Annotated in this window: 17 protein-coding genes; 5 read left to right on the top strand and 12 right to left on the bottom strand. The window is 32.1% G+C overall.

The features are described from left to right. Nucleotides 1-5: 5 nt before the first annotated feature. From ACH2BV_RS08535 to ACH2BV_RS08515, 5 genes are all read left to right on the top strand, one after another. Nucleotides 6-1,148, top strand: a complete 1,143-nt coding sequence (locus ACH2BV_RS08535) for a hypothetical protein (protein WP_395050304.1) — start codon at nucleotides 6-8, stop codon at nucleotides 1,146-1,148. A 9-nt stretch (nucleotides 1,149-1,157) separates the two neighbouring features. Further along, entirely contained in the window at nucleotides 1,158-1,838 is a 681-nt protein-coding gene (locus ACH2BV_RS08530; protein ID WP_395050303.1) for a hypothetical protein, read from the top strand. Nucleotides 1,839-1,956: 118 nt separating this feature from the next. Continuing rightward, complete coding sequence (locus ACH2BV_RS08525; protein WP_395050302.1) at nucleotides 1,957-2,442, top strand: hypothetical protein; 486 nt, start codon at nucleotides 1,957-1,959, stop codon at nucleotides 2,440-2,442. Between the two features lie 41 nt (nucleotides 2,443-2,483). Beyond that, nucleotides 2,484-2,822, top strand: coding sequence for a hypothetical protein (locus ACH2BV_RS08520; RefSeq protein WP_395050301.1), 339 nt, complete (start codon nucleotides 2,484-2,486; stop codon nucleotides 2,820-2,822). 81 nt (nucleotides 2,823-2,903) lie between these two features. Then, entirely contained in the window at nucleotides 2,904-3,455 is a 552-nt protein-coding gene (locus ACH2BV_RS08515; protein ID WP_395050300.1) for a hypothetical protein, read from the top strand. Between the two features lie 17 nt (nucleotides 3,456-3,472). Here the strand turns inward: ACH2BV_RS08515 and ACH2BV_RS08510 are convergent, their stop codons facing one another. From ACH2BV_RS08510 to ACH2BV_RS08455, 12 genes are all read right to left on the bottom strand, one after another. Further along, a complete protein-coding gene (locus ACH2BV_RS08510) occupies nucleotides 3,473-3,952 on the bottom strand; it encodes a hypothetical protein (protein WP_395050299.1) in 480 nt (159 codons plus the stop codon). Between the two features lie 179 nt (nucleotides 3,953-4,131). Continuing rightward, nucleotides 4,132-4,590 carry a hypothetical protein gene (locus ACH2BV_RS08505; protein ID WP_395050298.1) on the bottom strand — a complete coding sequence of 153 codons (459 nt, stop codon included), beginning with the start codon at nucleotides 4,588-4,590 and terminating at the stop codon, nucleotides 4,132-4,134. A 281-nt stretch (nucleotides 4,591-4,871) separates the two neighbouring features. After that, complete coding sequence (locus tag ACH2BV_RS08500) at nucleotides 4,872-5,588, bottom strand: M48 family metallopeptidase (protein ID WP_395050297.1); 717 nt, start codon at nucleotides 5,586-5,588, stop codon at nucleotides 4,872-4,874. Between the two features lies 1 nt (nucleotide 5,589). After that, nucleotides 5,590-8,622, bottom strand: a complete 3,033-nt coding sequence (locus ACH2BV_RS08495; RefSeq protein ID WP_395050296.1) for a type I restriction endonuclease subunit R — start codon at nucleotides 8,620-8,622, stop codon at nucleotides 5,590-5,592. After that, nucleotides 8,615-11,092: a DUF262 domain-containing protein gene (locus tag ACH2BV_RS08490; protein ID WP_395050295.1), complete on the bottom strand. Its 2,478-nt coding sequence runs from the start codon at nucleotides 11,090-11,092 to the stop codon at nucleotides 8,615-8,617. The genes ACH2BV_RS08495 and ACH2BV_RS08490 overlap by 8 nt, the downstream gene beginning before the upstream one ends. Next, nucleotides 11,079-12,866: a DUF262 domain-containing protein gene (locus tag ACH2BV_RS08485; RefSeq protein WP_395050294.1), complete on the bottom strand. Its 1,788-nt coding sequence runs from the start codon at nucleotides 12,864-12,866 to the stop codon at nucleotides 11,079-11,081. The genes ACH2BV_RS08490 and ACH2BV_RS08485 overlap by 14 nt, the downstream gene beginning before the upstream one ends. Continuing rightward, complete coding sequence (locus ACH2BV_RS08480; protein WP_395050293.1) at nucleotides 12,863-13,996, bottom strand: restriction endonuclease subunit S; 1,134 nt, start codon at nucleotides 13,994-13,996, stop codon at nucleotides 12,863-12,865. The genes ACH2BV_RS08485 and ACH2BV_RS08480 overlap by 4 nt, the downstream gene beginning before the upstream one ends. 1 nt (nucleotide 13,997) lies before the next feature. Next, nucleotides 13,998-14,681 carry an Abi family protein gene (locus ACH2BV_RS08475; protein ID WP_395050292.1) on the bottom strand — a complete coding sequence of 228 codons (684 nt, stop codon included), beginning with the start codon at nucleotides 14,679-14,681 and terminating at the stop codon, nucleotides 13,998-14,000. A 194-nt stretch (nucleotides 14,682-14,875) separates the two neighbouring features. Further along, entirely contained in the window at nucleotides 14,876-17,302 is a 2,427-nt protein-coding gene (locus ACH2BV_RS08470) for a type I restriction-modification system subunit M (protein WP_395050291.1), read from the bottom strand. 549 nt (nucleotides 17,303-17,851) lie between these two features. Further along, nucleotides 17,852-19,978 (bottom strand): VapE domain-containing protein, encoded by a 2,127-nt coding sequence (locus tag ACH2BV_RS08465; protein WP_395050290.1) that lies wholly within the window; start codon nucleotides 19,976-19,978, stop codon nucleotides 17,852-17,854. Nucleotides 19,979-20,097: 119 nt separating this feature from the next. After that, nucleotides 20,098-20,379, bottom strand: coding sequence for a helix-turn-helix domain-containing protein (locus ACH2BV_RS08460; protein ID WP_395050289.1), 282 nt, complete (start codon nucleotides 20,377-20,379; stop codon nucleotides 20,098-20,100). A gap of 144 nt (nucleotides 20,380-20,523) precedes the next feature. Then, complete coding sequence (locus ACH2BV_RS08455) at nucleotides 20,524-21,411, bottom strand: hypothetical protein (RefSeq protein WP_395050287.1); 888 nt, start codon at nucleotides 21,409-21,411, stop codon at nucleotides 20,524-20,526. Nucleotides 21,412-21,612: the final 201 nt, after the last annotated feature.

Raw genomic sequence — 21,612 nt, 5'->3', positions numbered from 1 at the left:
AAATTATGAAAAAAATATTTTATGTTTCAATGTTAGTATTTCTGGTTTCTTGTGGTAACTCTGAAAAAAAGAAAAATGATATAACTGACCAAGAAAGAGACAAACTTTTAAGAGAGAAAAAAGAACGATTGACTAAAGATGTGTCTGGTATGCAGTCTGTTTCCAATATAGAATGGGGAAGCATTCGTTTTACACCTTATGTGCCACCATACCCTGATTTGGGTAAAGAAGGTATTGCTATTATTGAAGATAAAATAAATTCTTTGGTATCAAAATATGGAGCATCAGGTAGTGTGGGTAATCCGTCTTTTGTAATTATACCCGCTATTTCTATAACTTCTAAAAATGTTACGGCGACTGCTCCTACTTTATATGCTAATAAATATAATGTGACTTTCTATACAGCTAATTTATTAGATGGAACAATTTTTAGTTCTGCTTCTTTTGCATTTAAAGGCGTTGGGGAGTCACCACTGAAAGCGTTTATAAATGGTTTGGAGTCTTCAAATATTAATCATACTGATTTTGTTGGATTGCTTACCGAAGGGAAAGAAAAAGCAATTCGTTATTATGAAGCTAACTGCTCCAGCATCCTTCAGCAGGCTAAAACGGAAGCTTCTCAAAAAAACTATGAAGGAGCTATTTTAATTTTGAAAACGATACCAAAAGAAGTTAATTGCTATAAATCTTCTAGCGATTTGATTGCTAATTATTTTAAGTTGTATAACGGTGAAAATTGCAATCAGCTTTTATCAAAAATGAAAGCAGAACTAGGAAAAGAAAGTGCAATGGGAGGTTTTAATGAAGCTGCAATGTCCTATTATGCTTTAATTCCAGCAGATGCACCTTGCCATAAAGATGCTCAAAGCTCTTATACTAATTATCTTAAAAAACTTGACCCTAATGCCAAACAAAAATGGTTGACAGACGAAAGAGAATTTAATTTAAGAAAAGATAAACAGGAACAAGACAACACTTATAATATGACAAAAGCTGATTTGGAATCTAAAGTTGCCATTGAAGGACAAAGCTTATTACTTGATAAGTACAAGAAAGATGCTGAATATAATAAACTCCCTTGGTTGCGCCAACTCGTACATTTAGGCGAGTGGGATCCTTTTGATGCAACTAGTAGAATAAACAAATAAGAGTATCCTATGAAATATTATTTTTTACCAATTTTTTCTATCCTATTTCTTTTTAGTTGTAAAAATTCTAGTTCCGATTGTGATAATATAGATGATTGTCTTTCAAAATACAAATTTGAAGAAGCCAGAAATTATGCTAGTGAATTAACTGATGAGAACTATGATAAAAAGTGGTATAATTATATTGTTGGAGGTGTTGAAGAGCGAAAAACAAAAAACGAAGAATTATATAAAATTATTTCGACTGAAACTGACTATTGGATTAGTCAAAATGAGTTAGAAAAAGCAGAAAATACTTGTAATGAATTAAAGAACATTCAGTTGAGTTTTAATTATGGATCTGGTGATAGAATTGGACAAGAAGAGTTAGAACATAAAATTTCAGAATTTAATTTTAAAATTATTCGGAAATACTGTGAGATGAAGCAATATGACAAAGCTAAAGCCATTGCGATTAAACTACCAGAACAAAAAATAATTGAAACTTCAGAAAGGATTTCTTCGGGTTTTTCTGGTAACGATCCAGAAGACATCTTAATTTGTAGAAATAAATACAATTCAACAAAGAAAGGATTGAAATCAAATCAGAGAATAGAGCCTTTTAAAGAAACGTCAGGTGATGATTATAAAATATCGACTTATGAATATCCTAGAAATCAAGCGTTAAAGATAATAAATGATTGTTTTTAGAAAAATATTGATAAAACACTTTCTTTTTGTGGAAAGTATGTTATCATAAAATCCTAAAAATTAAACTCCTTATAATAATCCTCTAATAATATAAACAAATATGAACACTCAACTAAAATTGCCGGAAGAATTAAAAATGTTTGAATCTTTTTTTAACGGTCAAAATTTAAACAAGTGTAATCTGCGCTCCGTTTTTTTTGTAGAAGATGATATGATGACTTTTGGCTCCCCAAACAAATTCGATGGAAAGAAAAATTTTCCGGTAAATTGTAAGGGTGCAAAAAAGTATTTTGTTGCCGAGTTTTGGTATGAGTACCCAAGTGCAATGAGACTACCAAGTACATACTTTATTTATTCTCATATTTTTCAGTTGGACTTAACTCAGTTAGAGGAAGATATTAAAATAGAAAAAGAAAATAATAATTTAGTAGGATATGAAATTTTATCCGACCCAGAAAGTGTTGCCGTATTTGTAGAATCCAACTATGACACTATAAAACACGTGCTATTTGGTAAAAATGGAAAGGATGATTATAGAACACTTGCTCAAGAAATGGTAAAAAAAAGAGGCCAAACCGTTGGAAAAGGATTTGGTTTGGGATAATCTAAAGAACCTATTTTTTTGTTAAATACACTTAAAAAATTATGAAAACTAAATCAGAAATACTGGAAGAGTTTAAAGATTGTTCAATAGGTAGTTTGAAGTTTTTTCTTGGCTTATCAAAGTTTTTTAGAATGGTATCGACAAAAGAATATTGGTTTGTGACAAGTTTAGTTTTTTTAATTACTCTTCAGATTTACAATTATGAAAGATTGTTATTACATCCATTGTGGTGTTGCTTTATTTTTATAGGAGGGCATTTTGTTACTTACAAGTTACTGATTAGAAATCTTGGGCAAATGAATCAAGATTATAAAAATAGTGATTTAGAAATAGAAGCATACAGGGAGTTATTGAAAAACAAAAGAATGATGAAAAATTAATTTGCAATACCTATAAACTAGAAGTTTTTAGAATAGCTTTTTCCTCTTATTAATGTATCATTTTTCAAGCCTAATTTGATTATGAACACAAAACAGCAATTATCAGAAACATTGGAACTATTTTCACCTCTTTTTGGTGGGCTAAATTTGAATGAGGATTATTCTCATTATTTGCATACAGTTTATTTTGTAGAAAAAGACAAGATAAAATTTGAACCCGATTCTGGTTTATCCAATAAATTTGAAGGGAAGAAAAATTTCCCCATAGGCTGTGAAAATTTTGATCATTATTTTGTTGCCGAGTTTTGGTTTCCTTATACTACAGGAACAAATGAAGGGAATTACTTTGTTTTTTCACACGTTTTTCAATTGGATTTAGTACAATTAAGCACTGAAATTAATAGTATTGAAAAAGAACGACCTACAGTTATTGCAGCATTTAATACTGAGTTATCTATTGGAGAGAATGTTGCTTTCTTGTTCCAGGAAAGACCAGATTTTTTAAAAGACTTCCTTTTTGACCATAACCATCGTATATATGATTATAGATCACTTGCCCAGAAATTCATTGGAGTCAAAGCTCTTTTACTTGAAAAAGTTTCGGGTATATCATTCGAAAAAAATCTCAAATAAAAAGGTGTAAATTGACACTATAAAATCAAATACAAAAGTGATGCAATTTTAGTAATTGATAAACCACCATCAATGGTAAAAAGGACTTTGTTCGAGGAATAGGTTCCATCGCCTTGCCTGATTTTGATTCCATCAATAGTATAAAGCACTTTATTGGAAGAGTAGTTTCCGTCACCTTGCCTGATTTTGTTACCATCGATTGTGAAAATTACTTTGTTGGAGGAATAGGTTCCGTTTCCTTGTCGGATTTTGTTTCCATCGATTGTTAATAACACTTTATTAGATGAATAATTACCATCGCCCAGTCTTACTTTATCTTCATCGAACGTATAAAGAACCTTGTTAGAGGAATTAGTACCATTGCCAAGCCTTACTTTATTGCCGTCTATGGTGTAGGCTACTTTATTTGAAGAATAGATACCATCACCTAGATGAATTTTTGTCTGGCTGTGAATTGACATTAAAGGCATAAGAATCAATAAGAATAGGTATTTCATAACATACAAATTTATTTTATTATTACATATTTACGCAGGCTATGGTATAGTTCCAAAAGTAAGTAGCAAGATTCCATTAAAATTATTTTCTTTACTTTCTATTGAATTTTTAGAAATAAAAATATCCTTTTCAACTGAAACTAATTCTAATTTATGTGGATTTTTTTACTGTTTTAGCATCATAAAATTTCAATCCAATTGTATGGGTCGTATATGCCTGTTTGTTTTTCAAATTTAATTGCTAATTTGGCAAGTTTCTTTACTTCTCTTATGTTTTCAGGGTTGGAAAGGATAGCTTTGATAATATCTATTCTAATTTTATTTAAAAACAATATTACTTTTTCTGGTTCAAGCTCTAGTTTACCAAATTGCATCATAAATAATGCTTTGTCGAGTTTTTGGTCGAGGATTTCGTCTTCAAAATCGTCAATGCCTTTAGCAATAAAATTGGCTTTGTCTAACCAATCCTTTTCGCCGGTCTTTAAATAGCGGTTTTTAAAGATTGCTTGCATTTCTCTTAAAATATCTGGTTGATCTAGTTCTGGTTGTTCTTCTATCCAATCAATCATTTCAGGATAATTTTCTTCATCTTCTAGAAAGTGCAAAAGTTCTTCGGTGTATTTGGATGGTTTATTCATTCTGCTTATTCATTTAATACTAATGTTATAATCAAAAGTAAAAATTTATTTATTGATAGGGAAAATTAACTTATAATTTTCTTGGCTTGGCTTCGAATAAAAACTTCATTAATGGCGTTACTCTTTCTTTTTTACAGTCATTAGCGAAATGAAACAAACAAAGATGTGAGTTTAGGAATACTTGGACTAAACGAGGATTTTGTGCAGGTGAATGAGATAATGATTGTAATCAAAGTTTCATTTTTTGAATTTGGGAAATGATTTATAAAACTCTTATTCTACTAATACCCCCAATCGTTATGAGATACTGGTAAATTGTTTAATTCTTCACGGTATAATCTCCATTTCGGTAAAAATTGGTTCATATAGGCAGTAAATTTATCGTTGTGATATCTTTCTAATAGATGGATTAATTCGTGAACGATAATATATTCTAAACAAATGACTGGCTTTTTTGAGAGCTCTAAATTTATCCAAATTCTCTTTTCATCGATGTTACAAGTTCCCCATTTGGTTCTCATTTGTTTTACACCCCAATCGTTTGTTTTTACACCAATTAAGTTTTCCCATTTTGTAATTAGTTCCGGGATTTGGTTTTTTAGTTGATTGCGATGCCATTCTCTCATAATACGCCCTTTATCTTCTTTTGAAGTATTTGGTTTTGTGAATAGGTTAATTGTCTTTGTTCCTTTTATTTCTACTTTATTAAATCCTTTGTGTTCTACAACATTCAATAAATATCTTTTTCCAAGTAAGTAATGACTTTCTCCAGATATAAATTCTCGTGGTGTTTCTCTTGGTTGTGCATTAAAATTCTTAATGTGTTTTTTTATCCATCCAATTTTTGAAATGACAAATAATCTCATCATTTCACTATCGGTTTTTTCAGGTGCAGACAAACGTATTCTACCATTAGGCGGATAAACAGCCAAATGCATATTTTTAATGTCTTTTCGGACTATATCAATAGTGAGATTAGCTACTGAAATTTTTTCCATACTAATATTCAATTTGAGCTTTCACAATATCCATTAACGCGGATGTTTTATTATCGTCTTTGATAATTCCATTGATTGCAATTCGTAGTTTTTTTTCTTTTAATCCTCCGTCTCTCCAACCGTCTAGTTTATCGCTTTTAATTACGTTATCCACTGCTAACGCAAGTATTTCATCTTCATCAAGATTGTCAAATAATGCTCTTTTTGCAGAAGAATTCAATGTAGTTGGATAGTCTGTTGTTCCCATTGGATCGGATACATTTCCCGCCAATCGTTTAATTTCTTTTAAATATTCTTGATACGCTATAGTTTCCTCTTTTCTTTGTTTTATGAGTTCATACAACAATATTGACATTTTTTCGTAATATTTAGGATTGGTTTGACTTTCCTCAATAATTACCTTTCTAACATTATTTTCAATAGTTTCCGCAACAGCTTCTTGACTTCTTTTATTGCCATAAGGTTCTGTTGGTTCACTAACGTGTACTATTAAATCTACCAAGGATTTATTTTCAAAATCGGATATTTTCTTGCTGCTTTTGGCATCTAAATACATATCCATTAATTGACGCATTCCTGGTTCAAATCTTTTTAAATCTACATAATCACCACTTGCTTGCTTTATTGTTTCTCGAAGGTCAGAATAGAACTGTACTTGCTGTTTTATTTTCTCTGCTTCTTGTTCTGTGTAACCAATTTTGTGCATTTCGTTAGCAATATTTGCATAAGCCCTAATTAATGCAACTACTGATTTATATAATGTAATTCTTCTTTCTTCAGTATCTTTTATATCGTCCGGATTTTCGGTATTACCACAAAAGTATCTAATAAAACTAGGTTCATCTTGCGGATGTACTGGTTCGCACAAAGCAATAACGGTTTCTAATGCACTTTCTAATCGGTCTTTGCTAACTTCATATCTGTCAGACAATAATCCTATGACATCGTCTAAATCATATTCATCAAATGCCCCAGAAGTGTAATCGGTGAGGGATTTTTTCAAACTTTTGAATAAATCTTTATAATCGACTATGTAGCCATATTCTTTATCTTCGTTGTCCACACGATTAACACGGCAAATGGCTTGAAATAAGCCGTGGTCTTGCATTGATTTATCAATGTAAAGATAAGTTGCCGATGGCGCATCAAAACCTGTTAAAAGCTTATCTACCACAATCAGCAATTTCATTTTAGCTGGTTCTTTTATGAACTGTGTTTTTGCCTGTTGTTCAAAATCCTCTGTGGCTTTTCCGTTTAACATTCTTTGATATACTTCGTATTTCAATAGTTTTTCGGTTGGTGTACTTTCGCCCGTTTCTTCTCCTTTAGTATCTCCGTGATGTGGATTGTATGAAGTAATTATTGCACATTCTTTAAAACCTGCATTTTGAAAAAGCTCATAGTATTTGCAAGCATTGTAAACACTACTGGAAACTAACATTGCATTTCCTTCTCCCGTTGATAATCTTGGTTTTATTTTGAAATCTTTGACAATATCAAATACTATTTTTTCTAATCTGGATTTAGAACCCAATACTTTTTGCATTGTTCCCCATTTCCTTTTTAGATCTATTTTGGCACTATCTGTTAATCCTTTGGTTTCCGCATCAAACCAATCGTCTATACTTTGTTGGTCGGTAACAAATTGTTCTACGTCACGCGCTTCGTATAATAAATCCAAAACTACACCATCGGCAACTGCTTCATCAAATTTATACGGTTCTCCAATATATGGTCCAAAAACTTCGATACTTTTTTGTTTGTCTTTTTTGAGTAAAGGTGTTCCCGTGAAACCAATGAATAAGGCATCTGGCAACAATAATTTCATTGCATCGTGTAGTTTGCCCGATTGCGTTCTATGGCATTCATCTACAAACACAAAAATATTTCCTTTGGCTCTGAAATCAGAACTTAAACTCTTTTTTAATTCTTCGATGTAGCCTTCAAAATCTCCTTCTTCTGAATTCCTACCAAATTTGTGAACCAAGCTAGCTATTAACCAAGGACTTGTATTGTTTAGCTTACTGATTAAATCTTTACCGCTTTTGGTTCTATAAATATTTTCTTCAACTCCTAAAAATAGCTTTTCTATTTGGTCATCGAGCTCTTCACGATCCGTAATGATAAGTATTCGACTGTTGTCTATATTTTCTCTAATCCATTTGGTAAGCCATACCATTGTTAGACTTTTTCCGCTTCCTTGTGTGTGCCAAATGATACCGCCTTGTTTGGTATGCACGTTATTGTGTGCGGCTTTGATTCCAAAAAATTGATTGGGACGACATAATTTTTTTGTGCCTTTGTCGAAAACCACAAAATCGTGTATCAATTCGAGAAAACGCTCTTTTTGACACATTAAATACAAATGTTTGTCTATGGCATAATCAAAATTTTTGTCGGCTTCTTCTTTCCACTGCAAATAATATTTCTCTGTAGTTTCAATAGTTCCGTAACGCAATCCTTGTGTATCATTTCCTGCTAAAACATATTGCATTGTGGTAAAGAACTTATGTATAAACATTGATTTTTGATTGTCCAAGTTCTGACGAATACCCCATTCTACACCTTTGCGGCTGTTTTTTAATTCAATAATTCCTAAAGCAATTCCGTTTACATAGATTACAATATCCGGTCTTTTTGAATGTTGTCCTGCAACAGTAACTTCTTCAGCTATTGCAAAATTATTTTTGTGTGGCTCTTTCCAATTGATAAACCAAGCTCGTTCTTTTTGTTCTCCTAATTCTTCGCGAACAGAAACCCCATAACGAAGTAATTTATAGACTTCTTTATTGGCATCATATAATCCGTCAGAAATGTTATTGGCTACTTTTACTAACTCTTGAACTGCTTTGTTAGCCACAACAGTTGAATATCCTTGTGTATTGGTTAGAAAATCTAACACTAATTTTTCCTCAATGGGTTGTGTTCGTGGTTGTTCTTCCCAATTGCCTAAATAGGTGTATTGCAACTCGTTTTTGAAAAGTTGAATAATTCGGTTTTGACTTTCTCGTTCTGATTTGCCTATGTTATTCATTAGTAGTATCATTTAAAATTTGAAACTCATTACATAATTTAACCACTGATTTTAGTACATCTTTTTCAGGCAATAACAAATCATAACCGATATAAGCAGTTGATTTAACGAAGTTATTTGAATTTAATATATCTAATAATTCCTCATCAAAAGTTTTGTTTTTTGTATCATAAAAAAAAAGATTGTATTTTTTATTTACTGTGTCGAACGTTATGTCCAACTCATAAATTGATTTTTTGTATTTCCATTCGGTTATTACTGCACAAGGCGTTTCACTTTCTCCACTTACTGGATAATAAAATATTTTATTGAATGGTAGGAAAGTGTTATTTTCTATATTATTAAAGAAAAAACTGTGCGAATAGTATTCTGTATGACTACCACTCATTCTCTCTCCTGCCAATAAATATATTTCATTATCTGACTTATATCTTATGTATTGTTTTGCTCCTAAAAAATTAAATAATTTAGGCGTTTTTATAAACTTATTTCTCCAACCTGTAACCGTTTTTAATGAATTAGCAACTATTGCTTTCAATCCTTTTTCAACATCAAGAATATTAAAGTTAGCATCATCAAAAACTTCCTTAACAAATAATCTTTTTTCTTTACCACCATCTTTGTCTGCCAGTAGTAATCTTTTCCAACTAATATCCCTATCGTTATTAATTAGAAAACTTAAATTTGAACCTTCCGCAATTAGATAATTACCTTTTGACAATACTGCTCTTTGCCATAAATGGTTATTAAATTTCTTTAACCCCCCACCACTAAAAATGACTTTTGCCTTTGTTACATAGCTAATAAAAGAATTATATAATTCATTATTTAATTCAGTAATCCAATTATTGACATCACTAATTTCGTCTTCAATGCCTGAAAAACAAAACAAGAAAGTAAGCTGACTATTAAAATATTTTAGTTCAAATTCAGTATTATAAATCAATTTCGCCCAAACATCATCTTTTAAAATTAGCTTTGCTTTTATTACTTCCTCTTTTACTTGGTATTCATTAAATGCTTCTATTTTTAATGTATCAATTGATAAATTTGTTAGAATAGTGTTTCCAACTTGAATTAAATCGCTAACCGATCTGATTGACCTTCTAAATTCTGTTTCGTTATTGTAAGGTGCAGTATTATCAGTTAAATTACATATTACTCTTAACCAATCTTCTAAACCAACTGTAGTCTCAAATTTGATTAAATATTGACAAAAAGCATAAAACTTTATACGATAAGGATATGCCGCATCTTTGAAGGAGTTATTTACTATATTGGTAAAGACATCCGTTTCATCGTAGTAAAAAAAGTTATTTAGATACAATCTAATCGTACTATCGCCATTTTTAAAGAAATCGAGAATTTTTATTAACTCAAGAATAAATTTTTCGTCAAAACATTTTAATTCTAAATATTTTTGGAAAGTAATGTTTGTATTTTGTCTATCAAATAGGTGTTTTAAACCAACTAAATCAAAATCCTCATTTGACTTATTTGCCATATGATTTATTGCAAAAGCTCTAATGAAGTTCATTAATTGGTCGTCATAGATATTTTTAATTGGATCTCTATAATTCCAAAAAAGATTTGCCCAATCGGTATCTATTTTATGTGAGAAATATTCTTGAACTGTAACTTCTTTTTTTATATCATTAAATAAAAGTGTGAATTTTGGTGCCATTTTAAATTCTAAATCCTTTATATGCTGCTCAAATTTAGCTTTGAAATTTTCGAAGTCTGTTAGTGATTTCCCTCTTGCGTTCATCTTTATATACAAATCATCAGTAAGCTTAAATTCTTTTAAGTTTAAAAATTGAAATGTAATTACTGGATTACTTGGGCTTATTAGTCTATCGAAAAAACTATCAGCAGTGTTAAATTTATTGTGAATAGCATCAAGCATTACCAACATTGATTTTATTGTGGGATCATTTCCCCAGGATAAAAAATACCAAGCACTATCCTTTATTGTTTTCGATAGACTGTTATTTTGGTTTTCGTCTGGTGGCAAGAGCTGCGTTAATTCAATGTCATTTAATAATAAAGCATCGCAAAATTCTCTTGAACTTGTTCTTGTTTCATAAGTGAATTTTGATTTATTTCCTTTTTGCAGTTTATCTTTAAATAAGTCCAGTTGACCATCTTTGTTCGCTAAATACCAATGTAAAAGGAATAAAGTAGTTAACCTTTGCTGACCATCTAAAGGAATGAATTTTATATCTTTCTTATTGTCATTATCTATAAGACTACCGTATACAAAATCTAAATCCCTGTTTTTTTTATTTTCTTCTAAATAATTATACAAGGCATCAAGAAACAAATCTCTGACTTCAAAAGATGCTTTTCTACCTTGTGCATAATCTCTTTGGATAATAGGAATTTCAATGTGATACTCCTTTTCATCAAATAGCTGAAAAAAGGTTAACCTTTCGCCTGATTGAGTTTCTAAAGTATTATTGTTTTCCATCTTTAACTTTTTGTGTTGGTAAATAAATAGATAATGTTTGCTTTATGGCTTTTAAATAATCATTTGCATCTTCATTTTTCCAATACATTATTTCGCCTAATTTTTTACTATAGGATTTAAGAAATACATTTTTTGTGCAAATTGGCACAAAGGTTCCTTGCATATCATTTTCGATAATAATTTTTCTTTTTACTGGAAATACAGCATTGCCATAACTTCTATTGGTTGAAGCATCTAATAGTGCTAAATTTGAAATTGAATTAATCTTTTCAGGTTCTTTGTCTTCCTTGAATTTTTCAATAATGGTACTGTATAATTTATCAAAATCATCATCAACAATTTTTTCTGAAGTAATAATTTTAAGTAAACTGGCACACAATTTTTTTTCTTCGTCTTCAAGTACATCGAAATCAACTTTTTGATTTTCAACATACTTATTACCTGTAAAATATTCTAGAATATCCTTGGACCAATCTTTACGAGCATTACCCGTAATTTTTCTATCTGTTTGAGAACGTATGTGTTCTATATCCCAATTTTCTGTTTTGTAACTATCAAATGGGAAACGAATGTTAGAATTCTCATTTAACACAATGGTTTGTATGTTGAAAAGCAATAGAATAGTTTTTATTCTAGCTTTGGCTTTCGATTTATAAAAGTCTAATTCCTCTATTTGAAATTGTACTTTAGTTTTTATTTCCTCTATTAAAAATGCCTTAAACTCGGTTTTAGTTTTGTTTTCTGATTTCTCTAACAAGTAAATAATATCAGTGTTTACCGTTAGCAAAAAACCAATAAGATGATATAGTTCACGGTCTTTATACCATTCTTCAAAAGTCAAAAAATACTTTTTTATTTTTAACCAAATTGCATCGATATCAGGGTTTTCGTTAGTTCCTTTGCTTATTTCAAAATCATCATTGAAAGCATAAAAAGTAAAATACTCTTCATCGTCTTTCTTTTTGTCTTTCATTAAATCAAATATATATTCTATTCGAGTTGCAAAGTTTCTGGAATTGTTAGAAATAAAATACCAAAATGAATTTTCTTGAAGTGTGTATTCAATCTTGTCCCATTCGGAAGCAATTTGTAACTGTTTTAGTCTTATTTTATCTGGGCTTACTTTCTTGAAATTGGTGTTTTTTAGAAACAACGCTTTAATAAGTTCGGCATTGGTCAATGGAATTTTACCCATATTGATACGAGTAAAAATATCGATTGTATCTGAACCATCATTGACTTCGTACCAAATGATTTTAGTATCGTTTACTAAAATCGGGTAAAATTCATTTTTGGCTGCGGAATTGGTTTTTTCTTTTTCATCGAACCAATTGGAAATTACTTTGTAAGCATTGTTGATGTGGAAATAATCTATATTTTTTGATGCCAGCACTTCGTCATTAATATTCTCTAAAAACTCTTTGCTGTCGGTTCTAGTTTCAAATTTTATATCGAATACTTGCTTTGGCGTTTTAAATTCTGTTTGATTGAAATAATTGAGGATTATTAAAATAGTTGTTAATCGTTGTTGTCCGTCAATGACTTCCCAATTGTCATTTTCAGTAGGCTTTATCACCACTGGTTGCAAACAATAGAACGGTTTTTCTTTACCATCGTCTTGCTTTGGCGGATTGGTTTTGAACTCCCAAAGGTCTTTGAGTAAATCCTCTACTTGCTGAATTTTCCATCTGTAACCGCGTTGGTATGATGGGATATAAAACTTACTTCCCAGTAAATCGTTTATCGATTTTAAAACTAATTTATTTTCGTTCATACCAATCGTGTTTTACCGGTTAATAACTCCTGCATCATTCCTTGCTTTACTTTTTTTGCTTTTTCTAGTTTCGTTTCTAACTGCTCTATTTCTGCATCCATATCACTTAAAATGGCAACAATATATTCTTGCTCTTTGATTGTTGGAAAAGGAATTTGAAAGGAATTTAGACTCTTATTTGTGATTTGATTTATGGTTGCTCCCAAATGTTCTTCTATCTGTTTTTTGATAATATTGGATTGAAAAACTTGAAAAATATATGCATTATAATTAGAACGAAAAACAGACATAAAAGCTCCGAATGTTTCGCCAACACCACGACCATCAATGTAAGCACATTTTCCTATTAGGTTACGGCTGCCATTTCTTACGCAAATTAGAATATCGCCTTTTCGAGTGATTAATTTTTCTGACACTTCTACATTTACAAAAACGGTATCACTGTAAACCAGTTTGTTCTCCTTCACATTTGACGCTCTTAAAACCAATTTACCTTCACTAACAACATTACCAGGACTATATGTCAAACCAATAATACATTCTCCAACATTTCCCAATTTCTTCACTTCCCAACTTTCTTTAGGTTTTAGCAATTCTTGCAAAGCACCTTGTTTTATTTGGCGTTTTTTTATGAGTAGGTTATCAAGATTAGTTATCCAATTATCTGCGTTTGAAAGCGCTGTTGCTATTAGAGTTTGTTCTTCAAGGGTTGGAACTGGAATTAATATTTTTTCAATGGTTTTTGCATTAAGACTTGGCACACCCGATGCTTCATTATATGAATACCAATCAATCAATAGAAAATTATAATATAAAAATTTGGGGGAATAGTTTTTTGACACTTCACTATAAAACAAAGTGTCAACTGTCCAAAAAGGCGTATCCATAAACTGTGGTTTATCAATTGTCCCTTTTCGTCCAATTAATACAGTCGGTTTATCGTATAAATAAGAATTTGTGTAATTCATTAAACCACCTGTTCCTAAAATAGGATATTTTCCATTTTTATCTTCAATACTCTTTTGGTCTTTACCGTGTTTAATTTTTAAACATTCTCCTAAAGATTTTATTTCCCAATCACTAGGGATTAAACCTATTTCGGTTTGTGTATATTCTTGTACTAATTCCATATTATAAAGCATCAATTTCGTTGCAAATGGTGTTTATGTGGTCTATGCCATAGAGTAGTGCTGCTTCATCAATTTGCATCCACTGAAACAACTGCAAAATAAGGTTGTAATGTTGGCGTGCATAGGTGGTGTCTTTTACAGATGCACCAGGTTGAAAACATATTGGTTCGTGGTGTGCAATGCGGTTTCGGAGGTCGTTGATGTCTGCTAAAATATTAAAAAAGTCATTGCTATTGTAACTAATTCCTAGAACACTACTGGGACGAGAAGGAAAAACCCTTAATAATGTTTTGCCTGCAACCCTGTATTGATTTCTAGAAAACATATATCTCCAAAACCCAAAGCCCAATTCCGCAATTAATTTAAAATGAGTATAGGAATGATTAAGGTCTGAAACAGCAGTATTAATTAGATTTTGAGTTACTCTTGTTTTTTTGTTGTCAAAAAAACCTCCCGCTGCTGCTGCATTGCGTAACCAATTGATGCCAAAATTTGTCGTATAATGTTTGTCTATTTTATTGCGTAATGCCACTTCAAAACAACTCAACACGGTAAACATTTCTTGCGATAGTTTTAGGTTTTTACGGTAGAGTGTCATTGCCTTGCGAGTATCGCCACCACAAGCGGTTTTATATCTTCCTAATCGTGCAGGAGTGATTACTTTTTCGAACTCTGAATATCTCATTTTAAAAAATATTTGTTTTTTATATAAATGTGTCGTATATTTGCGTCATCTTATTCCCGGTTGTCCCTGAAGCAATTCAAACCTCCGGGTTCTGTTTTTTTATAAAGTACCGTTTTTTGTTTTTATCTTAAACATCCTCAATATTATTATTCCCGGTTTCCGCTGAAGCAATTCAAGTTTCCGGGTTTTGTATTTTAGTTCCATACCAATCCCATTTTTTGTAAATGCACTGCAACTTTTTGTTCTTGCTCTTGCGTGCTTTTGTTAAGCTCGTCTAAGGTGTTTTCATAGCGTTCTGCCAATTCTTTTACCCTACCTGTTAATCGTTGTGAAATAGCATCTATTTCTGATTGTATGCTTGCTTTTATAGCCGCTAGCCATTTATCATCTACAACCAAAGTTTTTACTTCGGTTTCAGCAAGTTTATGGAATTTCAATAGTGTTTGTTCGTCTAGTTTGGTTTCAAGTGTTTTTATTTCTTTCTTTAAAACAGTTTCTTTTTCTAAAAGTAATAGCATTTTTTCGAGCAAGGCAACAGTTTTTTTTTCGGTTGGGTCTTTCTTGATTTCTTTGAGCAGTTTAGTAGCCGTGGCTTTAGTTATTTTGTTGCTGTCGTTAGTAGCATCAACAAGCAATCCTTCTTCTCCAGTATGTTCTTCCGTTATTTCTGTTACTTCTATTTGTATGAGTTCTAATTCGGTTTGTTTGATTTGTATTGCGAGTTGTTCTCTAGTAAAGTACCTGTCAATAACAAAATGTTTTGGAATTAAATCGCAAGTCCAGCCTTTGTCCACTTCTTTGCCTTTGGCATTTTTTTCTATAATTCTACGCACTTTTGCATTCCAACCGTCTTCGACAACCATATACACATCATCTTTCATTGTTTCGTTCCAGTAATCCAAAAGTTGCTGATAAATGGTGTAATTGTCCACTAATGCTTTGCCTTTGTAGTCGTTTAACAATGCTTCTGAAAGCTGATTTATGAATTTTTTGGGTGCTGTTTCAGTAGTTATAGCCGTTAATGAAGTATAGATTTTATCTTTCCAAATGTCATAGGTTTTTTCGAGTAGTTCGCTGTATGTCTTGAACTCTGGGTGTGAAAAAATAGTTTCTTTTATCTCGGATTGGTTGATTGTTAATTGCGAATAATTATCGGAATATTTTTTGAATAATGCTTTTTGCAAATTAGGGTAAACATTCCAAAATGGTTGTAGTTCTGCAATATCTCGGTTTGGAATTCCTCCGTTTAAGTGTGCAAAAAGGTCTTGAATATCTTCGGCTTCCTGTGTGTCGATGTAACGAGGAATGTTTAGATTGTATTCGTTTTTTTCTATTTCCTCAAAAGTTACAAACCTTGCAAACTTATCAGTTTCTTTTTGGAAATTAAACACATCTACAATTTTGTGGATGTCTTGCTCTCGTAAACGGTTTTTATTGCCGTCTTTGATAAATCCTTTTGATGCATCTATCATAAAAATACCTTTTCGACTTTCGGTATTTTCCTTGTCAATCACGATAAGGCAAGCAGGAATTCCAGTGCCATAAAACAAGTTGGCGGGTAAGCCAACAATCCCTTTGATGTATTTTCTTTCGATGATATTTTTACGGATTTCGGCTTCGGCATTTCCTCTAAACAATACACCGTGAGGCAAAATAATTGCTCCTTTTCCGGTTCTTTTTAAAGATGCTATAATGTGTAGTAAAAAAGCATAATCTCCATTCTTTTCTGGTGGAATACCATAACCACGAAAACGGTTGTATTCGTCGTTCATTGCAGAAATACCACTATTCCAGTTTTTTACTGAAAACGGCGGATTTGCCACTACAAAATCAAATCTTCTTAATGATTTATCCTGTTCTTTGAATTGTGGTGTTGTTATGGTGTTTTTGCTTTGAATATTGGCTTCTGGATTCCCGTGAAGCCACATATTCATAATTGCTAGTCCTTTGGTTGCATTGTCTTTTTCCTGTCCGTAAATAGTCAAGCCGTTTGGTGCTTCGTCCACGACTTTTAGCAATAATGAACCTGAACCACAAGTTGGGTCATATACTGTAAATGAAGGTTTATCGGCTTTGTGCACATCGATAATTTTAGCCATTATTCGAGATACTTCAGATGGTGTATAAAATTGCCCTTTGCTTTTTCCGCTTTCTGTTGCGAAGTGTCGCATCAAAAATTCGTAGGCATCACCAAGTATATCGTCGTCTTCAGCACGGTTGTTTTTGAAATTTAGGGATGGGTTTTCAAAAATTGCAATAAGTCCCGATAACAATTCAATTTTATCCTTACCACTACCCAGTTTATCATCATCATCAAAATCTACTAATTCCATTGAACCCTCTAATCCATTTGCCGCAAAAAGGGGAATGAGTATTTTTTTATTGATTTGTTCTCCAATATCTGGTTTGCCTTTTAGTGTTACTAAATCTTCAAAAGTTGCTCCTTGTGGTATTTCGATTAAGCTATTGGTTTTGTTCGCATATTTATCAGATACATATTTCACAAAAAGCATTGTTAATACGTAGTCTTTGTATTGGGAAGCATCCATTCCGCCTTTTGATCTTAACTGGTTGCAACTTTCCCAAAGAGAGCTATATAATTCTGATTTTTTGATTGCCATTTATTTGGTATTGTAATTTTTTTTGTTGGTGTAAATTTTATTTATTTCATCCTGTTTTACTAGACAATTATAACTTTTTTTAGCAGTATTTGAATTGTGTCGACATTGTCGGCACAATTGAGAAAGTGCAGTAAATTAGACTATTTTTGCGCAATATTTTCATCGCATTTTGAAATCGTTTACAATAGTACGAAAAAGCAACGGAATGTAAAAGGAAGAAAATAAGATTAGGGTAGGATTGGTACCTTTTTTTTGGATAAAAGATATTTCGTTTTTTTTAAATAAAAAAAACGGATTTAAGTGGCTGTTTGAGTGCAAAATGGAACGGCTATTTTACTAAATTGCATCTTTATGGTCTTATGTTACCCGATTATTTGAAAAGTAAAAAAATAAAAAATGTTTGTGGTGAAAAAAACATACCAATCCTACCCTCTGAGAATAAAGTAAATAGATGTAATAGAATGTAGATATAACAAAAAAAGTGGAAATGGAACGTTCCCACTTTTGATTTAAAATTTTTATGGTGTTTTTAAAGGTTGTTAATTTGATTTAATCATCAGCTATTTTGCTGCTTTTGTCTACATCTTCCCAACTGTTTTCGGTTAAAGCATATACAAATATTCCGTTCTTTTTTAGTTTTAGGAAATTGTGTTTTTTTAAAGCTCTTCCCAGTTTGTTAATTGTACTGTCGGTAATATTTATTTTTGCTTTTTCTGCTAATTTTGATGCTATTTGCGAAGTGTTTAGGAATGCGTTAGCCTTTTCTCTTTCGCAAGGTTCAAACCACGTTAAAAGCAGTTCTTCTTCTGGGCTTCTTAGTTGGTATTGTTCGTTATTCTCGGTGATAGATTTGATTTCCTCCTGGTCAAACCAATGCCTAAAACCGCTTTTGAAAAGAAACAAAGCTTGTGAAAATGCCAAGTTAATATCTACGTCGTGTTGGTATAGTATTCCTTCCAACTCAAAACAAAGAAATCGCCTGCTTCCTGTACTATCATTCAAAAACTGTGCAGTATTGACACTACCGGCAAACGATGCCCTGCGTGGCATTGTTTCATTGTTGTGACCGTAGGCTTTTCTCATTCGGATTTGGGTTTTTGTGATGATTTCTTTGAGTGATCCAATCTCGGAACGGTTTAAGTTTTCGAGTTCATCCAAATTAATCAACATACATTCTGCCAGTTGTACCAATGTATCTTTATTGTTAGGGTTTATGGTTCCGGAAAATAAATACTCTTTCAATTGTTTTGGAACCAGTTTTTCTACCCAAGTTGTTTTTCCCAATCCTTGTTTACCACTAAACACAATAACGGTGTGATTTATTACCTTTTCATCGAGAACACAACCAACCATTGCTACTAACCATTTTTTGAAACATTGTTGCCAAAGGTCTTGTTTTGTGGTTGTGATTGTGTTCGCTAATTGGGTGATATAATCCGTCTTTTCGTCATAAGTAGGCAAATTGAAAAAATAATCCTCAAAAGGATTGAAAAGCGGACAAAAGTCAGAGTTGAGCAAGTTTCGCAATGAGGATAAGTTTGTTCTGATTCTTGCTTTTAGACATTCTCGAAGCATTGAATTTTCTATAAAATCGTTCATTACATTCCACTTTCTTTTTCCGAAATATTGAAACTCTAATTTGCCTGAAACAATATTGTGCCGAAATACATATTTGTTTGATAAAAACAGCTCTAAACGGTCTATTTGAGTTGGTTTTGGCTTGTCTTCGTCGCCTTCATCAGTAGTGTCAGTTATTGAAAAATCCTTTTTTTCTTTTGCTTTTTTAGGAACATCAAATTTTTCGTTTTTGCCAAATTCTTGAATATTACCATAAGCACTATTGACGGCTTGGGTAACTTCCTTGTCATCATAGCCAAAATCGGTTAAAATATATCCCAAAGTAGTTTCTAATGGCACTGCTTTTCGGTTCATATTACACGCCAGTTGGTGCACAAAAACGTTGCGACTACCATTCACAAATTGCACTTTTTTTTCGGTGAATTTTATGCAATGGTTGTAGATGGTGTCGAAATCCTCCGTTGTCGGTTTTCCGTTATCCGTTTTTAGCTGCTTATCAGGAAGATTGGTTTTCTGTTCCGGCATTGTGGCTGTTGGAAAAATTTCTTCGACTTTACTCAGGGTGACAAAGTTTTTAGCTTCGGGGTTGAAATACAAGTTTTCATCGGAAGAGTAGAAACATAGTCGGGTTATGTCTTTCCCTGATTTGTCAATTTCTAATTTTAAGAGTTTCTCATAATGAGCCTGAACCAGAAGAAATGTTTCTTTGTGTTCTGCCTTTGGGGTGTCGATTTTAACCAATATTTTTAAACCGTTTCCCGATGGACTGTTGAAACTAGCATAGGTAAATTCGGATTGGTTGGCTAAATGACCTGCTTTTGTTAGGTCTTCCTTACTCAATTTGTCAATGTCCAAAATGATGGTATTGGAATATTCAGCCAAGAATTCCAATTTTCTACCACCAACAAATTTGCCTGAAGGGGTAAATGCGGGGAGTGATTTTTTGGCTTTGTTGTAGGCTTCTTCTTTTTTTTCGGCTAATGATTTACGCAAGTAAACAATGGCGTGTTTGTATTTACCTGTGCGTATTTCTTCCAGGATTACCGGGAGTGATTTGTGTTCAACGACTTCGTTGAAGTTTTTGAAGATAGTTACCATAGTTTAAAGTTGATAGTTGATGATTTGCCTTTGACAAGCACAGTTTGACGGGTTGTTGGTTCTCGTTTATGCGAGGCTTGCAATCGCAAGTCTCGCAGGTTCCGTTGCAGCTGTTCATCCTATTTGCTTTTGAAAGCTTTGTTGTAATGCTCTTGCATCAACTTTTCAACATCTGATAATTTGTAGTAGATTTTGCTTCCCACTTGGCTAAAGGAAATTTTGCCTTCGTCTCTCCAGGTTTGTGCTGTCCGTTTTGAGACTTTTAGAAGTGTCAGGAATTCCAGATTGTCCAGATAGGTTTCTTTTTTTGGGTCAGCTTTGATACTGATTTGAGATTGAATTGTGTCTAATTTGCTCATTAGATCTGTGAACTGGTCTTTTGTGAAGATAATTGCATCCATTTTTAAAAGTTTTAAATTGTTATGATGCAAATGGAAGAAATAAAAAAAAGTCCGATTAGTACTTTTTAGTCCGATAAGACTAAATAGTTTGTAAGGTGTTGATTATTATATACTTTATAAATAGTGTATTTTTACAAAATCGGACTAAAATCTAACTTTGATGTCATTATTGGGGTCTTTGTCGGAGCGATTAGGTGAAAGATAGGTTAGAACGGTGGCTTGTGACAGTGGTTCTCCTTTTTCATCCAGAAATACATAACATATAATTTGACTAATATCTTTGATTTTTCCTTGAATATAAGGTTTGCCATTAGGTTTTACATCTACCATCATTTGTTTGAAAGCATTAGTAATTATGTTGGTCGGACCATTCAATTTGATTTTTTGAAAGGGATGATTTGAATTGGATTCACTATTTGTATTCTCCTGCTTTTCCTTTTCAAAATCGTTTTTAACCTTGCGCATTATTTGCAATTGCTCAATTAATTGATTGCATTGCTTGTCGTAAGGTTGCAGCTTATTGTTTAGTGAAACTATATCGGCTTGATTGTATTCAAAGATTTCATCCATTAAATAGATTATCTTGTCATTAAAATTTTCTAATGAATTTATATGTTTTTTCGCTTCAAAAAATGAGAAGTAACGATCGTCTGTATCTGCGTTGATTTGTCTTTTAGTGGCTTTTGGTTTGGTGTCTATTACGCGCGAAGATTGCAATTCCTTTCGTTTGAGTTCAATCAGATTCATTAGTTTGGTAAAACGACACATATTGTGCTTAGAAGCGAATATCTCTTCATTATTGGCAATTAATTTTTCCAATTTGTTTAACCATACGATTGTGCTTTTAACCTGGTTGGATTGATAGTCTATAAAAGCCGGGAAGTCTGACTGTCGGAGCGTGAAGATTTTTTCGATTAAAGCATTACAATAATTTTGTAGTGTGACTTTTTCATCAATAATAATTTCAAATACAGGATTTATGGCCAGTGCTGTAGGCACCGCCACCAATTCTACAAACGGGGCTGTTTGCATATTTTGATCCTTTGAATTCAATTGATGGTATTTTATTTAGATGTTGCATTGTGGTTTTAAAGGCAACTAATAGTATACTATTCTTTTCAATTTGGGACGAATGTCAGTGCTTTCAACTATAGCTCGTTTCTCCCTCGTTTAGAATGCATTAGAAATTACTAATTTTCTTCAACGTAAATGTAGATATAAAAAAAAATCCTT

The organism is Flavobacterium sp. (assembly GCF_043780635.1).
Lineage (GTDB): Bacteria > Bacteroidota > Bacteroidia > Flavobacteriales > Flavobacteriaceae > Flavobacterium.
Note: the sequence above shows the minus strand (reverse complement) of the source record. Positions and strands in the feature narration are given on the sequence as shown.